Here is a 13220-nt window from a genome sequence, read left to right as displayed (position 1 = left end):
TCGATGAGAAAAGAACCGCTCAGCCTTGTACGCGCACGCCCGCCGCCTCGACCAGGCGACGGTACTTCTCCGCCTCGTCGCGCACGAAAGCGGCGAAGTCCGCCGGCGAGGCCGGGCGCACGGTGGTGCCGTCGGCCTCGAGGCGGCGGCGGATGCGCGGGTCGGCCAGTACGGCGTTGATGTCGTTGTTGAGGCGCTGCACGACAGCCTGGGGCGTGCCCGCCGGCGCGAAATAGCCGCCCCACAAGCTGAAATCGAAACCCGGCGCGACGCGTTCCGCCACCGCCGGCACATCCGGCAGCGCGGCCACGCGCCGTGGCGTGGACACGGCCAGCGCCCTGAGCCGGCCGGCCGCGATATGCGGCATCACCGCGGACGCGCTGGAGAAAAAACAATCCACATGCCCGCCGAGCAAATCGGTCATGGCCTGCCCCGCGCCCTTGTACGGCACGTGGACCATGCGCGCGCCGGTGGCGAGTGCCAGCGCGGCGGCGGCCAGGTGTCCCGGCGTCGCCGTGCCGGACGATGCATATGTGACGGTGTCGGGCCGGGCGCGCGCCGCCGCGATCAATGCCGCCAGGTCGGCATGCGGCGAGCCGGCCGGCACCGCCAGCACCAGCGGCGAATCGCCCACCAGGGCGACCGCTGCGAAATCGCGCTGCGGATCGTAGCCCAGGTCCGGCATCACGAATGGATTGACCGCCATCTCGCCCGTCTGCCCCAGCAGCAGGTGATAGCCGTCGGGCGCGGCGCGCGCGACCTGGCGTGCGCCGATCGAGCCCGAGGCGCCGGGCCGGTTCTCGACCACCATGGTCTGGCCCAGCGCCGCGCCGAGCCGCTCGCCCAGCAAGCGCGCGAAGACGTCGCCCTGCCCGCCTGGCGCATATGGCACGGTGACGGTAATGGCCTGGGATGGATAGCCCGACTGCGCCAGGGCGTGATGGCCGAATACGGCCAGCACGGCGGCGCCGGCGCCCGCCAGCAGGCGCCGGCGGCCGGGCTGGGCCGGACGAACAAAAGCATGTGTCATGATCGCTCCTGCGTTGCGTCAATCCAGGCGAATGCCCGATCGCTGCACTACGCCCCGCCACAGGGCCAGTTCGGCCGACAAGGCGCGGCCGAAGTCCTCGGGCCGGCCCGCGTACAGGTCGGCGCCTTCGTTGGTCAGGCGTTGGCGCACCAGATCGGCGGCGGCGGCCTGGTTGACCGCGGTATTGAGCTGCCGCACCACCTGCGGCGGCGTGCCGGCCGGGGCCAGAATGCCCCACCAGGTCGAGATGTCGAAATCGGGCACGCCCGCCTCGGCCATGGTGGGCGTATCGGGAAACAGCGGCGAGCGCGCCTGGCTGGTCACGGCCAGCAGCTGCACGCGGCCCTCCTTCACTTGCCCCAGCATGGTCGGCACGGTCGCGAAGAACACCTGCACCCTGCCAGCCAGCAGATCCACCGTGGCCGGGCCGCTGCCCTTGTATGGCACGTGCGTCATCTGCACGCCGGCCTTCTGCTTGAACAGCTCTCCCGACAGGTGGTTGATGCTGCCCGCCCCGGCCGAGCAGAAATTGATATCGTCGGGCCGCCGGCCAGCCAGGCTGCGCAGTTCGGCCACCGACGTCACGCCGAGATCCTTGCTGGCCACCACCAGCAGCGGGCCGCGGCCGATCAGCGCGACCGGCGCGAACGACTTGTCGACGTCGTACATCTGAGTGGCCTGCGCCGCCGCGTTGGTCACGAAAGTGGACGTGGCGAACAGCAGGGTGTAGCCGTCGGGCGCGGCATGCGCCACCAGATTGGCGCCGATCGACCCGCCGCCGCCGCCGTGGTTCTCCACCACGACCGGCTGGCCCAGCCGGTCGCTCAGCGTGCGCGCCATATCGCGTGCAATGCTGTCGGTGCCGCCGCCCGCCGCGAACGGCACCACCAGCTTGATGGGCTTGTCCGGAAAGCCTTGCGCGCAAGCCAGCGCCGGCAGCATCCAGGCTGCCGCGGCCAGCGCGCGCCGGCGGATGCTCTTCAGGTAACGCATGATGCCTTGTCTCCTCGATGATCTGAAACGGTTGGCTCACCCCTGGCGCAGCATTTTCAGGCGCTCCAGCAATGCCTGGTGGATATGCTCGCGGGCCGCCTCGGCTGCCCGCGCGGGATCGCGGTCGCGGATCGCGGCCACGATGCCGGCGTGCTCCTGCTGTGCCGCCTTGGCGCGCGGCCTGGAACTGAGCGTGCTGCGCCCCAGCAGGTAAGTGGTGTCGGTCAGCGAGCGCAGCAGGCGGATCAGGTGGCGATTGTGCGCAGCGCTGTAGATGGCTTCGTGAAAGCGTAGATTGAGCGCCACCGGATCGCTGCCGCCCTCGCGCAGGATGGCTTCCATGTTGGCGATCTCCGCGTCGGCGGCATGGCGCGCGGCCAGCGCGGCGGCGGCCGATTCCAGCACTTCGCGCATGGCGTAGAGCTCGCCGACTTCTTGCTGGTCCATGGTGGTGACCACCAGGCCGCGGCCGGGCTCCTGGCGCAACAGGCCCTCGTCCTGGACGCGCTTGAGCGCCTCGCGCACGGGGGTGCGGCCCAGCTCCAGCAGTTGCGCGACCTCGATCTCGCGCAAGCGCGCGCCGGGCGCGAACTCCCCCGAGAAGATGCGGCGCTTGATCTCGTTGTAGGCGGCGTACGCCTGCGAACTGGCTTGCGGTATGGGCATGGCGGCCTGCATTGTGTACTTATATATATTTTTGCATACAAAAAAGAGAATGCAAACAGGGACGCGAAAAAGGCTTGAGGCGGCCTATCCGCCGGCGTAGAATCGCGCCAGTTCATCAACTGCGGAGACCCCGACGTGGGCACTTGTTCGAGCGACAGTAGTCGGCCGGTCCAGGAGACCGGCACTTCCTCGGCACGATAACGCGCAGGCTCGTCCCTGCCGCTGTCTCGCCGAGTGCGGGAAGCGGCACCCGGCCGCGGCACCCCTGCCGCGGCTCTCCCCCTTCTCCAGACCCTGACGCGCCGACGGCCTTGCCGGCCGCCGGCCCGAATGACGCTTGCCGTCCGCGGCGAGCCGACGGCGCGCGTCCGCCGGACGCGTTCGTCTGCGCGCCCGGCCCACTTGACCTGACCACATCCATGCCAGAACCCCGACCGCCCCCCTCGCGCCTGAACACGCCGCCCCAAAGCGTGAAGCAGGCATGCCAACCGGAGAACAACAATGAACTTCACGCTATTGAAAGCGCTTTTTGCGAGCTTCCTTCGCGCTCGCCATATCGCCCGGCATTTCCGGCGCCTGGCGATGCTGGAGAGCCTGGCGCGCACCGGCGTCAGCCGGGATATCCCCGCGCCGCTGAGCCAATCCCTGTCCGCGGCGGCGCACTGCGATGCCCAGGCCCTGTTGCAGCGACTCGCCAGCCGGGCCGAGGGCCTGAGCGACGCCCAGGCCGAAGCCATACGCGCCCGCGAGGGCCTCAATGAAATCGAGCGCGAAAAGCCGCTGCCCTGGTGGCGGCATTTGTGGCATTGCTTCCGCAATCCATTCAACCTGCTGCTGACCTTGCTGGCGGCCATTTCGCTGCTGACCGACGACCTGAAGGCCGCCATCGTCATTGCCGCCATGGTGGCGCTATCGACGCTGCTGCGCTTCTGGCAGGAAGCGAGGTCCAACGCCGCCGCCGAGGCGCTCAAGAAGATGGTCGCCAACACGGCGACCGTGCTCCGTCCGGGCCCGGCGCGCGCCATGGGAACGTCCGCCCGGGGTTGCGCCGCGCCGCGCCACGCGCGCGCGGCGCACGCCATCGAACTGCCCATCCGGCAACTGGTGCCTGGCGATGTCGTGGCGCTGTCGGCGGGCGACATGATTCCCGCCGATTGCCGCGTGCTGGTCGCCAAGGATCTGTTCGTGTCGCAGGCCGCGATGACGGGCGAATCGACGCCCGCCGAGAAGTTCGCGACCCAGCGCGACGCACGGGCGATCAATCCGCTGGAGCTGGACAACATCCTGTACATGGGCACCAACGTGGTGTCCGGTTCGGCCACGGCCGTGGTGCTCGCCACCGGCAACCATACCTACTTCGGCGCGCTGGCCGGCCGGGTCGCCGCGGTCGATCGCGCCCCGACTTCATTCGAGGCGGGCGTCAACAAGGTCAGCTGGCTGCTGATCCGGTTCATGCTGGTGATGGCCCCGCTGGTGCTGCTGATCAACGGTTTCACCAAGGGCGACTGGCTGGAGGCCGTGCTGTTCGCGCTCTCCATCGCTGTCGGCCTGACGCCCGAAATGCTGCCGATGATCGTGACCGCCACGCTGGCCAAGGGCGCGGTGGCCCTGTCGCGCCGCCAAGTCGTCGTCAAGCGGCTCGACGCGGTCCAGAACTTCGGCGCGATGGACGTGCTGTGCACGGACAAGACCGGCACGCTGACCCAGGACCGGGTTGCCGTGGCGCGGCATGTCGATATCTGGGGCCGCGACAGCGACGAGGTGCTGGAGCTTGCGTACCTCAATAGCTATTACCAGACCGGCCTGAAGAACCTGCTGGACGTGGCGGTGCTGGAACATGCCGAGGTGCATCGCGAGCTGCAGCCCGCCAGGAACTACCGCAAGGTGGACGAGGTCCCGTTCGACTTCGCGCGCCGGCGCATGTCGGTAGTGGTGGCCGGTCGCGATGGATCGCCTGTCATGATCACCAAGGGCGCGGTCGACGAGATGCTGGCCGCCTGCGCCCAGGTGCGCCACGGCGACGCCGTCCAGCCGCTGACGCCCGCCTTGCTGGCGCGCATCCGGGCCGTGACCGGCCGGCTGAACGATGAAGGACTGCGCGTGATCGGCGTGGCCACCCGGCAACTGCCGCCGACCGGTCGGGAATATGGCGTGGCCGACGAGCGCGACCTGGTGCTGGCCGGCTATGTCGCGTTCCGGGACCCGCCCAAGGAGTCCGCCGCGCCGGCGCTCGCGGCGCTGGCCGCCCATGGCGTCGCGGTCAAGCTGCTCACGGGCGACAACGAGCGCGTGGCCGCCAAGATCTGCCAGGAGGTGGGGCTGCCGTCGCGCGGGCTGCTGCTGGGCGCGGACATCGAGCGCATGAGCGACCGGACGCTGGCCGCGGCGGTGGAAAGCCACGACATCTACGCGCGGCTCACGCCCGCCCACAAGGAACGCATCGTCAGCGCGCTCAAGGCGGGCGACCGCGTGGTCGGGTTCCTGGGAGACGGCATCAACGACGCGCCGGCGCTGCGCGCGGCGGATGTCGGCATTTCGGTCGACACGGCAGTGGACATCGCCAAGGAAGCGGCCGACATCATCTTGCTGGAAAAAAGCCTGATGGTCCTGGAGGCCGGCGTCCGCGAAGGACGCCGCACCTTCGCCAACATGCTCAAGTACATCAAGATGACCGCCAGCTCGAACTTCGGCAATGTGTTCTCGGTGCTGGTGGCCTCGGCCTTCCTGCCCTTCCTGCCGATGCTGCCGATCCATCTGCTGGTGCAGAACCTGCTGTATGACATCTCGCAGATCGCCATTCCGTTCGACAACGTGGACGAGGACCTGCTGAGCCGGCCGCAGCGCTGGCAGCCGGCCGACATCGGGCGCTTCATGCTGTTCTTCGGCCCGATCAGTTCAATATTCGATATCGCCACCTACGCCATGATGTGGTTCGTCTTCGGCGCCGACACGCCGCGTGAACAGACCCTGTTCCAGTCCGGCTGGTTCATCGTCGGCCTGCTGACGCAGACCCTCATCGTGCACATGATCCGCACACCCAGGCTGCCGTTCATCCAGAGCCGCGCGGCGGCGCCGCTGCTGCTGATGACCGGCCTGATCGTGGCCATCGGCATCTTCCTGCCGATGGGACCGCTGGCCCCGTACTTCAAGCTGCAGGCGCTGCCGCCGCTGTACTTCGCGTGCCTGCCCGCCATCTTGCTGGCGTACATGGGCCTGACACAAATCATGAAGAACATCTACCTGCGCCGCTACGGCTGGCAATGAGGAAACCGGCATGCAAGCTTTCCTGAACCTCAATGCGGGCTCATTGCTCGACACCCTGGCCAGCCTCGCCGCGGCGTTCGTGCTCGGCGGCCTGATCGGCTTCGAACGGCAGTACCGGCAGCGCACCGCCGGACTGCGCACCAATGTGCTGGTGGCCGTGGGGGCCGCCGTTTTCGTGGACGCCGCCAACCGCCTGGCCGGTCCCGACGGCGCGGTGCGCGTCATGGCCTATGTCGTCTCGGGCATCGGCTTCCTGGGCGCGGGCGTCATCATGCGCGAAGAAGGCAACGTGCGCGGGCTCAACACCGCGGCGACGCTATGGGGATCGGCCGCCGTCGGGGCGGCCGCCGGCGCCGACCTGATCGCCGAAGCAGTGCTGGCCACCGGGTTCGTGCTGGCGGCCAACACCCTGCTGCGCCCCATCGTCAACACCATCAACCGCAAACCTCTCGACGTGCAGTCGGCCGAGGTCACCAACACCGTCTACCTGATCGCCGAACGCGCGCACCAGAAGATGGTCCTGGTGCAGCTCGAGGAAGAGCTGGAACGCAGCAATTACCCGGCGCGCGATCTCGAAACGCACGCCTTCGGCCAGACGGAGATCGAAATCGAGGCGACCCTGGCGGCCGACTCGGTCGATGGCGACGAACTCGATGCGCTGGTGCGGCGGCTCGCCGCGCTGCCCGCCGTGCGGCAGGCATTCTGGAACCCCAGCACCACGGACTGACGGCTCACATCCAGGCTAGCACCGGCGCCGCGATGGCGCACAGCCCGCCGGTCGCCAGCGCGGCGCCGGGGCGGTAGCTGACGAACCAGATCAGCAGCAGTCCCGCCAGGCTCAGGATGCCGATCCATTCCACCGTGCCGTATCGCCACCCCCAGACCGCGGCCGAGGCGCACAGCGACAGGGCCAGCGCCAGCCAGCCCACGACCCGCAAGGGAGCGCGATGGCGGCGCGGCAGCTGGCGGTCGAATACCGCCTCGTAGTGGCGGTCCATGCCCAGGCACAGGGCGGCGAAGCCGGCGTAGGCCAGGCAGAAAGCGGCGACGCTCATCATGATCGGATCACCTTGTCTCCAGGGCCGCCGCGCCGCGCGCCAGCGGCCGTCGCACAGGCTGGGCGCGCGGCTTGCGCGCCTTGCGGGCCATCCAGGCCAGCAGCGTCCCGGCCGCCAGCGCGGTCAGGTCGAACCCGGCCATGACCCAGTCCCCGGCGGGCAGCGACACGCCCAGGTGGCGCGTCGTCGTGACGGCGTTCAAGGCCGGCAGCGCCAGCGCCAGCACGGCGGCGAGCGACAGCAGGTCGGGCCACATGCGTGCGCGCAGCGCGAAGGCATACAGGAACGTCAGTGCCCAGACGCCGAAAAACACGCGCGTTTCCCAGGCGGCGCGGCCGGCCAGCTCGGGCGGCAGCAGCCGGTTGGCCCAGAAGTACGCGGCCAGGGCCACGCACAGCCCGGCGATCGCGCCGGCATTCAAGGCATCGACCAGCCGCAGCGAAAACGATTGCGCCGCCGCGCCGCCCGCCTTCTGGCGGCGCTTGGCCACCCATAGCGCCAGCCCGGTCCCCACCATGGCCGTGCCGGCCAGGCTCACCAGGAAGTACAGCCAGCGCAGCACCGGCTCGGCGAACAGGCCCAGGTGCAGGCCAATGATGGTGCCGGCCGTCACCATGGCCGCGCTATCGCTATCGTGGCGCGCCAGCAGCCGGCCATCGACGCCGTCAAACCGCAGGGTGGGCGCCAGGCGGCCGTACGACACCCGTTCGCCCGCATCGCGGCTGACCGACACGACCGCGCCGGCCTTGCCTGGATTCGCCACCACCAGGCGCCCGGCCCGGCCATCCCGCCACTGCGCCTGCGCCTGTTCGACCAGTCGGCCGAGCGGCAGCAGGGGCGCGGCTTCCTTGCCGGCCGGCGCCGCGGCGAAGGCCGGGAACATGTCGTTAGTGAAGCCGCGCGGATTGTCGTAGGCGGCCGAGATGCCGGCCGGCAGCAGCATGCCCATGAAGATCACCAGGCCGCTGAAGGTGATCATCAAGTGGAACGGTAGGCCCAGCACGGACAGGGCATTGTGGCCGTCCATCCAGGCGCGCTGGCCGCCCTTGGCGGGGCGGAAGGTGAAGAAATCCTTGAAGATCTTCTTGTGAGTGATCACGCCGCTGATAATGGCGACCAACATGAACATGCCAGCGATGCTGGCCAGCCAGCGCCCCCACGGGAAACCCATCTCCAGTTCAAAGTGGAAGCGGTACAGGAAATCGCCGCCGCGCGTCTCGCGCGCCTGCAGCTCCTGTCCGGTGCTCGGATCGAGTTTCACGCGCTTGAAGCCGCGTTCGCCCGGCGCCGGCTTGGGCACCTGGTACAGCAGCCCCAGTTGCGGCTCGCGCGGCGATGGCAGGTCGATGAACCAGCGCGGCGCATCGGGCGCGTGCTGCTGCAGGTAGCGCTGCGCCAGGTCGGCGGCCTGCGCGGCCGGCATCGCCGCCTGGCGGGCCGGCATTTCGGGCTGCATCCAGTGCGTGATTTCGGGGCGGAAGAACGCCAGCGTGCCGGTCAGGAACATGGCGAACAGCACCCAGCCCAGCACCAGCCCGGACCAGGTATGCAGCCACGCCATGGCCTGGCGCAGGCCTTCGCCCGGCTCCTGGGGCGGCTTGGCGGACGGCTTCATGCCACCCCCGCGGGCCGGCCCAGCCAGAACAACGCGGCCAGCAGCGCCGCGGGCGCCAGCATGCCGGCCCAGGCGCGCCACGCGTTGCGGGTGGCGAACACCCAGGTCGCGCCGATGGCGTAGGCCACGAAGGCCGCCAGCATCGCGGTGATGACGGCATCGACGCGCGCCAGCGGCAGCCAGACCGCCAGGCAGGCTGCGGTGGCCGAGGCCAGCGCGTAGCCGCCCAGCACGGCCGCGGCCACACGGGACGCCACGGCCCATCGATAACGCGCCAGGCTGGCGCCGGGATCAGGTTTCACTGCAAAGCCTGCGAACAAATTAAGTTGAGAATTATAATCATTAACAACAAGCTTGCCAGCCCCGCCACGCGGGCGGGGCGGTCAACCCTGCGCTACCAGCGGTATCGCACCGCCGCCTTCACGGTGCGGTCATAGCCATACCAGCACCAGTTCTCGTCGATGCACGACGCTACATAGCGCTTGTCGAACACGTTGGCCACGTTCAGGCTGACCTGCCAGCCCTTCAAGGCCGGTTGGTGACGGCCCAGGTCGTAGTCCAGGCCCAGGTCGAACAGCGTCGCGCCCGGCACGCGGAACGTATTGGCGGAATCGCCCCACGTTTCGCCCAGGTAGCGCACGCCCGCGCCCACGCCCAGGCCGGCCAGCGGCCCTTCCTGCAGCTGGTAGCGCACCCAGGCCGAGGCCTGGTGCTTGGGCACGCCGGTCGGGTGAGTGCCTTTCAGGCTGACGCCCGCGCTATTGGGGTTGTCCTTGGTGTAGGCGTTGTTCAGCCAGGTATAGGAGGCGATCACGCTCAGGCCGTCGATGGGCTCGGCCTTGGCTTCCAGTTCCAGGCCGCGCGTGCGCACCTCGCCGGCCTGGATATTGCAGCGGCCCGACCCGCAGATGTGCGACGGATCCGGATCGGTGGTGGTCAGGTTCTTGCGGCGCAGGTCGAACAGCGCGGCGGTCAGCAGCATGCGCGACCCCGCCGGCTCGTACTTCACGCCCACTTCATACTGCTCCCCTTCCACCGGGTCGAACGGCTGGTTGTTCCAGCCTGTGCCGTTTTGCGGCTCGAACGATTCCGAATAGCTGAAATACGGCGCCACCCCGTTGTCGAACAGGTACAGCAGGCCGGCGCGCGCGGTGAAGGCCTGGGCGCGCTGCGGCGAATGGGTGCGCGCGCCGGAAGTCAGGTTGGTCGTGTCGGTGGACGTGCGCGCCCAGTCATAGCGCCCGCCCAGCAGCACCGACAGGCGTCCCACCTTGATCTGGTCCTGCAGGTACAGGCCCGCCTGGTATTGCTTCTGGGTCTGGTCGCTGGTAAACGGCGGCAGCGTGTAGCCGGCGTCGTAGTTGGGGTTCCAGGTGTCCAGGTTGAAATCGGCCGTGCCCCAGCGCGAGGCCGACAGGGTGTCGGTCTTGATGTGCTGGTAATCGAAGCCCAGCAGCACCTTGTGCGCGAATGCGCCGGTGGTGAAATCGGCCTGCAGGTTGTTGTCCAGCGTGAGAGCGTCGAACTCCACGTCGGTGCCGATCATGCCGCGCGTCAGGTAGCGGTAGGTGCCGGGGTCGGCCCAGGCGCTGTTGTAGATGCTGCGGTACTGCGCGTCGGCGTGCGTATAGCGGAAGTTCTGGCGCGCCTTGAACGTGTCGTTGAAGCGATGCTCGAAGTCATAGCCCAGCGAATAATGCTTGCGGTCGCTGCGTTCGAACCCCTTGTCGCCGTCATAGAAACTGCGCGAAAAACGGCTGCCGTCCGGCAGTTCGTACACCGTGCCCATGGCCGGCAGCGAGCCGTATGCGCCCATGTCCGGATCGCGCTGGAAATGCGTCAGCACCGTCAACCGCGTATCGCCCGAGGGCTGCCAGGTGAAGGACGGCGAGATGTAATAGCGGCGTTCCTTCGTATAGTCGAGCTGGCCGTCGGCCTTGTAGCCGGAAGCCACCACCCGGTAGAGCAGCTTGCCTTCGTCGTCCAGGCGCCCGCCGACATCCGCCATGCCGCGCAGCAGCGAATCGGTGCCGAATTCCACGCCCAGCTCGTTGACCTGCCCGTCGACCGGCCGCTTGCTGATCTGGTTGACCACACCGCCCGGCCCGCCCTGCCCGTATACGACCGATGACGGCCCCTTCAGCACATCGACGCGCTCCAGCCGGTAGGCGTCGACCTGCGGCAGCGCGTCGCGCCCGCCGAACACGCGCAGGCCGTCCAGGTAGGTGGTGGCAGAAAAACCGCGGATGGTGAACTGGTCCAGCCGCGTGGCCGTCGCGCCGCGCGTTTCCACCGCCACGCCCGGCGTATAGCGCAGCACCTGGTTCAGCGTATTGGCGCCCTGCTGGGCTATCTGGTCCTGCGTGATGACCGAAATCGATTGCGGCGTTTCCAGCAAGGGCGTGTCGGTCTTGGTGCCGGTGGCCGCCACCCGCGACACCACGCCGTAGGTCTGCCCCGTGCCGGTCTCGCCCTCGCCCTGCACCACCACCGGCGCCAGGCTCACGGTACCGCCAGTGGAGGCCGGCACGCGCCGCAGCACCCAGCCGCCCGCGCCCGGCTGGGCCTGCAGGCCGGAGCCCTGCAGGATGGCGTCGAAGCCGTCGCCCACCGAGTAGCTGCCCCGCAAGCCGGCGGCGCTCAGGCCCGCCACCAGGCGGGTATCGAACGAGATCAGCACCCCGGCCTGGCGCGCATAGGCGGTCAACACTTGGCCGAGCGGACCGGCGGGCACGGAATAGCTGCGGGCGGCGGCCGGCTGCGCCAACACGGCGGGCGGCAAGGTGGCCAGCCCGGCGCCGGCCAGCGCCAGGACCAGCGCAGGCAGCATGGCGGCGGGCCGGACCCGGGCATCCTGGCCGCGACGCCGCGCGCCGCCGGCCGGGGCCGTCAGGAAAGAAGCAAGAAAAGACAAGACGGGGACTCCTGCAAGAATGGGTGGTTTGCAGGAGCTATTCCGCATGGGCGCGCCAAACCTGCAGCCGCGCGCCGCCCCAAATTGCAACAAATTGATTCACGCCTGGCCTGGCGCGGCCGCCCCGGCGGCCTCGACCCGTACCCACAATTCTCCCCAGCGAGACACCGAGATCGGCAAGGTCTGCTGCAGCATCCGCAAGGCCAGGTCGGTATCGTCCAGGGGAAACACCCCGGACACCGGCAAGCCGGCCACCGCGGCGCTGGCCGACAGCATGCCCGGGCGGTAGCGGGCCAATTGCGCCAGTACGGCGTCGAGCCGATCGCCGTTGGCAACCAGCAGTCCATCGACCCAGGCGCCCTGGTCGGCCGCCGCGGGCCCGTCGCGCCATGCGCCGCCCTGGCGGTACAGCGCGGAGCCCGCGCTCAGCAGGCGCGATTCGCCGCCGGCGCCCACCAGGCGCAGGCTGCCCTCGTAGACGTCCACTCGCATGCCCGCCGGCTCGCGCAGCAGCGCGAAACGCGCTTGCACCGCCTCGACGAAGCTGTCGGCGCCCCGCACCACCAGCGGCGGCGCGCCGTCGGCATGGTGGATCGCGATTCCCATCTGTCCGCGCCACAGGGTCAATTGCCGCCGTCCGGCGCCGAGTTCGGCCGACACCGCGGTATCGCTGGCCAGGTCCATGCGGATGTCGCCGGGCAGCAGCACGCGGCGGCGCTCGCCTACCCGCGTGCTGTAGTCGGCGAACAGCCGCTGCCAGGGCGTCCATTCATATGCGGCCGCCGCCGTGCCGCCCACCACCAGCGCCGTGGCCAGGCTCTTGAGCACGGTGCGCCGCTGCCGCGAGCGCGGCGCGCCCAGCAGCTGGGCATGGGCGAAGTCGGACGGAATGCCGCGCACCGCCTGCGCCAATCCCTCCAGGCGCGCCCAGGCGCGCTCATGGCGCGGGTCGGCGGCGCGCCAGCGGCTACAGGCCAGCGCCGCGGCCGCGCCGCCCTCGCCAGACTGCAGCTTGACCCACCAGGCAATCGCCTCGCGCGCCACCGCGTCGTCCGGCGGCGCCTCAGTCCTGGAGGCAGGCATAGCAGGCCGTCAGGGCGCGCGTCATGTACTGCTGCACCGAACTCAGCGAAACCCCCAGCCGCGTGGCGATATCGGCATAAGACAGCCCGTCGAGCTGGGCCAGCAGGAAAGCGCGCCGCACATTGTCCGGCAGCCCGGCCAGCATGCGGTCCAGCGCCGCGACCTGCTGCACCACCGCGGCGCGCTGTTCAGCCGAAGGCTGCTGCGGCTCGGGCAGCGCGGCCAGGTAGTCGAGATACGCCTGCTCCAGGCTGGCGCGGCGGTAGTGGTCCAGCAGCAGGCCGTGGGCGATGGTGCGCAGGAACGGCCGCGCCTGGGCCGCGTGCACCTGCTTGCGCCCGGCGAGCACGCGCACGAACACGTCCTGGGCCAGGTCCTCGGCCCGGAATGGGCTGCCCAGCCGCCCCCGCAGCCAACGGAACAGCCACGGCTGGTGATCGCGGTAAAGCACATCCACGGGCACCGGCGCGGACGCGACGGGCCCGCACGGCGTAGAGGTTTTCACGGCAAGCGGACAGGACGGAAAACGCTGATAGTAATTGATAACCAATATTATTATCAATCGCTATGAGCCCGACCCTGCCGCCGGGCGGCGCG

11 protein-coding genes are annotated in these 13220 nt (G+C 69.4%); 2 read left to right on the top strand and 9 right to left on the bottom strand.

The features are described from left to right. Nucleotides 1–19 precede the first annotated feature (19 nt). Genes CAL24_RS06535 through CAL24_RS06525 form a run of 3 tightly spaced genes read right to left on the bottom strand, consistent with a single transcriptional unit; the run spans nt 20 to nt 2689 of the window. Nucleotides 20–1030, bottom strand: coding sequence for a Bug family tripartite tricarboxylate transporter substrate binding protein (locus CAL24_RS06535; RefSeq protein WP_094806093.1), 1011 nt, complete (start codon nt 1028–1030; stop codon nt 20–22). Between the two features lie 18 nt (nt 1031–1048). Next, nucleotides 1049–2023: a tripartite tricarboxylate transporter substrate binding protein gene (locus CAL24_RS06530; RefSeq protein ID WP_094806092.1), complete on the bottom strand. Its 975-nt coding sequence runs from the start codon at nt 2021–2023 to the stop codon at nt 1049–1051. A gap of 36 nt (nt 2024–2059) precedes the next feature. Next, entirely contained in the window at nt 2060–2689 is a 630-nt protein-coding gene (locus tag CAL24_RS06525) for a GntR family transcriptional regulator (protein WP_094806505.1), read from the bottom strand. 501 nt (nt 2690–3190) lie between these two features. Between CAL24_RS06525 and mgtA the strand changes: the two genes are divergently transcribed. Further along, nucleotides 3191–5953, top strand: coding sequence for a magnesium-translocating P-type ATPase (mgtA, locus tag CAL24_RS06520; RefSeq protein ID WP_094806090.1), 2763 nt, complete (start codon nt 3191–3193; stop codon nt 5951–5953). 10 nt (nt 5954–5963) lie between these two features. After that, the gene (locus CAL24_RS06515) at nt 5964–6680 is read left to right on the top strand and encodes an MgtC/SapB family protein (protein ID WP_094806089.1); all 717 of its coding nucleotides are present in this window, start codon (nt 5964–5966) and stop codon (nt 6678–6680) included. A gap of 4 nt (nt 6681–6684) precedes the next feature. Here the strand turns inward: CAL24_RS06515 and CAL24_RS06510 are convergent, their stop codons facing one another. The 6 genes from CAL24_RS06510 to CAL24_RS06485 all read right to left on the bottom strand — a co-directional run bounded on the left by CAL24_RS06510 (nt 6685) and on the right by CAL24_RS06485 (nt 13080). Then, nucleotides 6685–7011, bottom strand: a complete 327-nt coding sequence (locus CAL24_RS06510) for a DUF3325 domain-containing protein (protein WP_028354289.1) — start codon at nt 7009–7011, stop codon at nt 6685–6687. A gap of 7 nt (nt 7012–7018) precedes the next feature. Continuing rightward, nucleotides 7019–8626, bottom strand: coding sequence for a PepSY-associated TM helix domain-containing protein (locus tag CAL24_RS06505; protein WP_094806087.1), 1608 nt, complete (start codon nt 8624–8626; stop codon nt 7019–7021). Beyond that, nucleotides 8623–8928, bottom strand: a complete 306-nt coding sequence (locus CAL24_RS06500) for a DUF3649 domain-containing protein (protein WP_231501713.1) — start codon at nt 8926–8928, stop codon at nt 8623–8625. Before CAL24_RS06500 ends, CAL24_RS06505 begins: the two co-directional genes overlap by 4 nt. A 92-nt stretch (nt 8929–9020) precedes the next feature. Continuing rightward, a complete protein-coding gene (locus tag CAL24_RS06495; RefSeq protein ID WP_094806086.1) occupies nt 9021–11456 on the bottom strand; it encodes a TonB-dependent siderophore receptor in 2436 nt (811 codons plus the stop codon). Between the two features lie 183 nt (nt 11457–11639). Then, nucleotides 11640–12623 (bottom strand): DUF4880 domain-containing protein, encoded by a 984-nt coding sequence (locus CAL24_RS06490; protein WP_094806084.1) that lies wholly within the window; start codon nt 12621–12623, stop codon nt 11640–11642. Further along, nucleotides 12604–13080, bottom strand: a complete 477-nt coding sequence (locus tag CAL24_RS06485; RefSeq protein WP_419670629.1) for a sigma-70 family RNA polymerase sigma factor — start codon at nt 13078–13080, stop codon at nt 12604–12606. The genes CAL24_RS06490 and CAL24_RS06485 overlap by 20 nt, the downstream gene beginning before the upstream one ends. Nucleotides 13081–13220: the final 140 nt, after the last annotated feature.

It is taken from the genome of Bordetella genomosp. 2 (assembly GCF_002261345.1).
In the GTDB taxonomy this organism is placed as follows: Bacteria; Pseudomonadota; Gammaproteobacteria; order Burkholderiales; family Burkholderiaceae_B; genus Bordetella_A.
This window is presented reverse-complemented; position numbering and strand designations above follow the sequence as displayed.

Coding starts and splice junctions, on each gene's coding strand:
- CAL24_RS06535 (WP_094806093.1), bottom strand. CDS start 1,030: ATGACACATGCTTTTGTTCGTCCGGCCCAGCCCGGCCGCCGGCGCCTG.
- CAL24_RS06530 (WP_094806092.1), bottom strand. CDS start 2,023: ATGCGTTACCTGAAGAGCATCCGCCGGCGCGCGCTGGCCGCGGCAGCC.
- CAL24_RS06525 (WP_094806505.1), bottom strand. CDS start 2,689: ATGCCCATACCGCAAGCCAGTTCGCAGGCGTACGCCGCCTACAACGAG.
- mgtA (WP_094806090.1), top strand. CDS start 3,191: ATGAACTTCACGCTATTGAAAGCGCTTTTTGCGAGCTTCCTTCGCGCT.
- CAL24_RS06515 (WP_094806089.1), top strand. CDS start 5,964: ATGCAAGCTTTCCTGAACCTCAATGCGGGCTCATTGCTCGACACCCTG.
- CAL24_RS06510 (WP_028354289.1), bottom strand. CDS start 7,011: ATGATGAGCGTCGCCGCTTTCTGCCTGGCCTACGCCGGCTTCGCCGCC.
- CAL24_RS06505 (WP_094806087.1), bottom strand. CDS start 8,626: ATGAAGCCGTCCGCCAAGCCGCCCCAGGAGCCGGGCGAAGGCCTGCGC.
- CAL24_RS06495 (WP_094806086.1), bottom strand. CDS start 11,456: ATGCTGCCTGCGCTGGTCCTGGCGCTGGCCGGCGCCGGGCTGGCCACC.
- CAL24_RS06490 (WP_094806084.1), bottom strand. CDS start 12,623: ATGCCTGCCTCCAGGACTGAGGCGCCGCCGGACGACGCGGTGGCGCGC.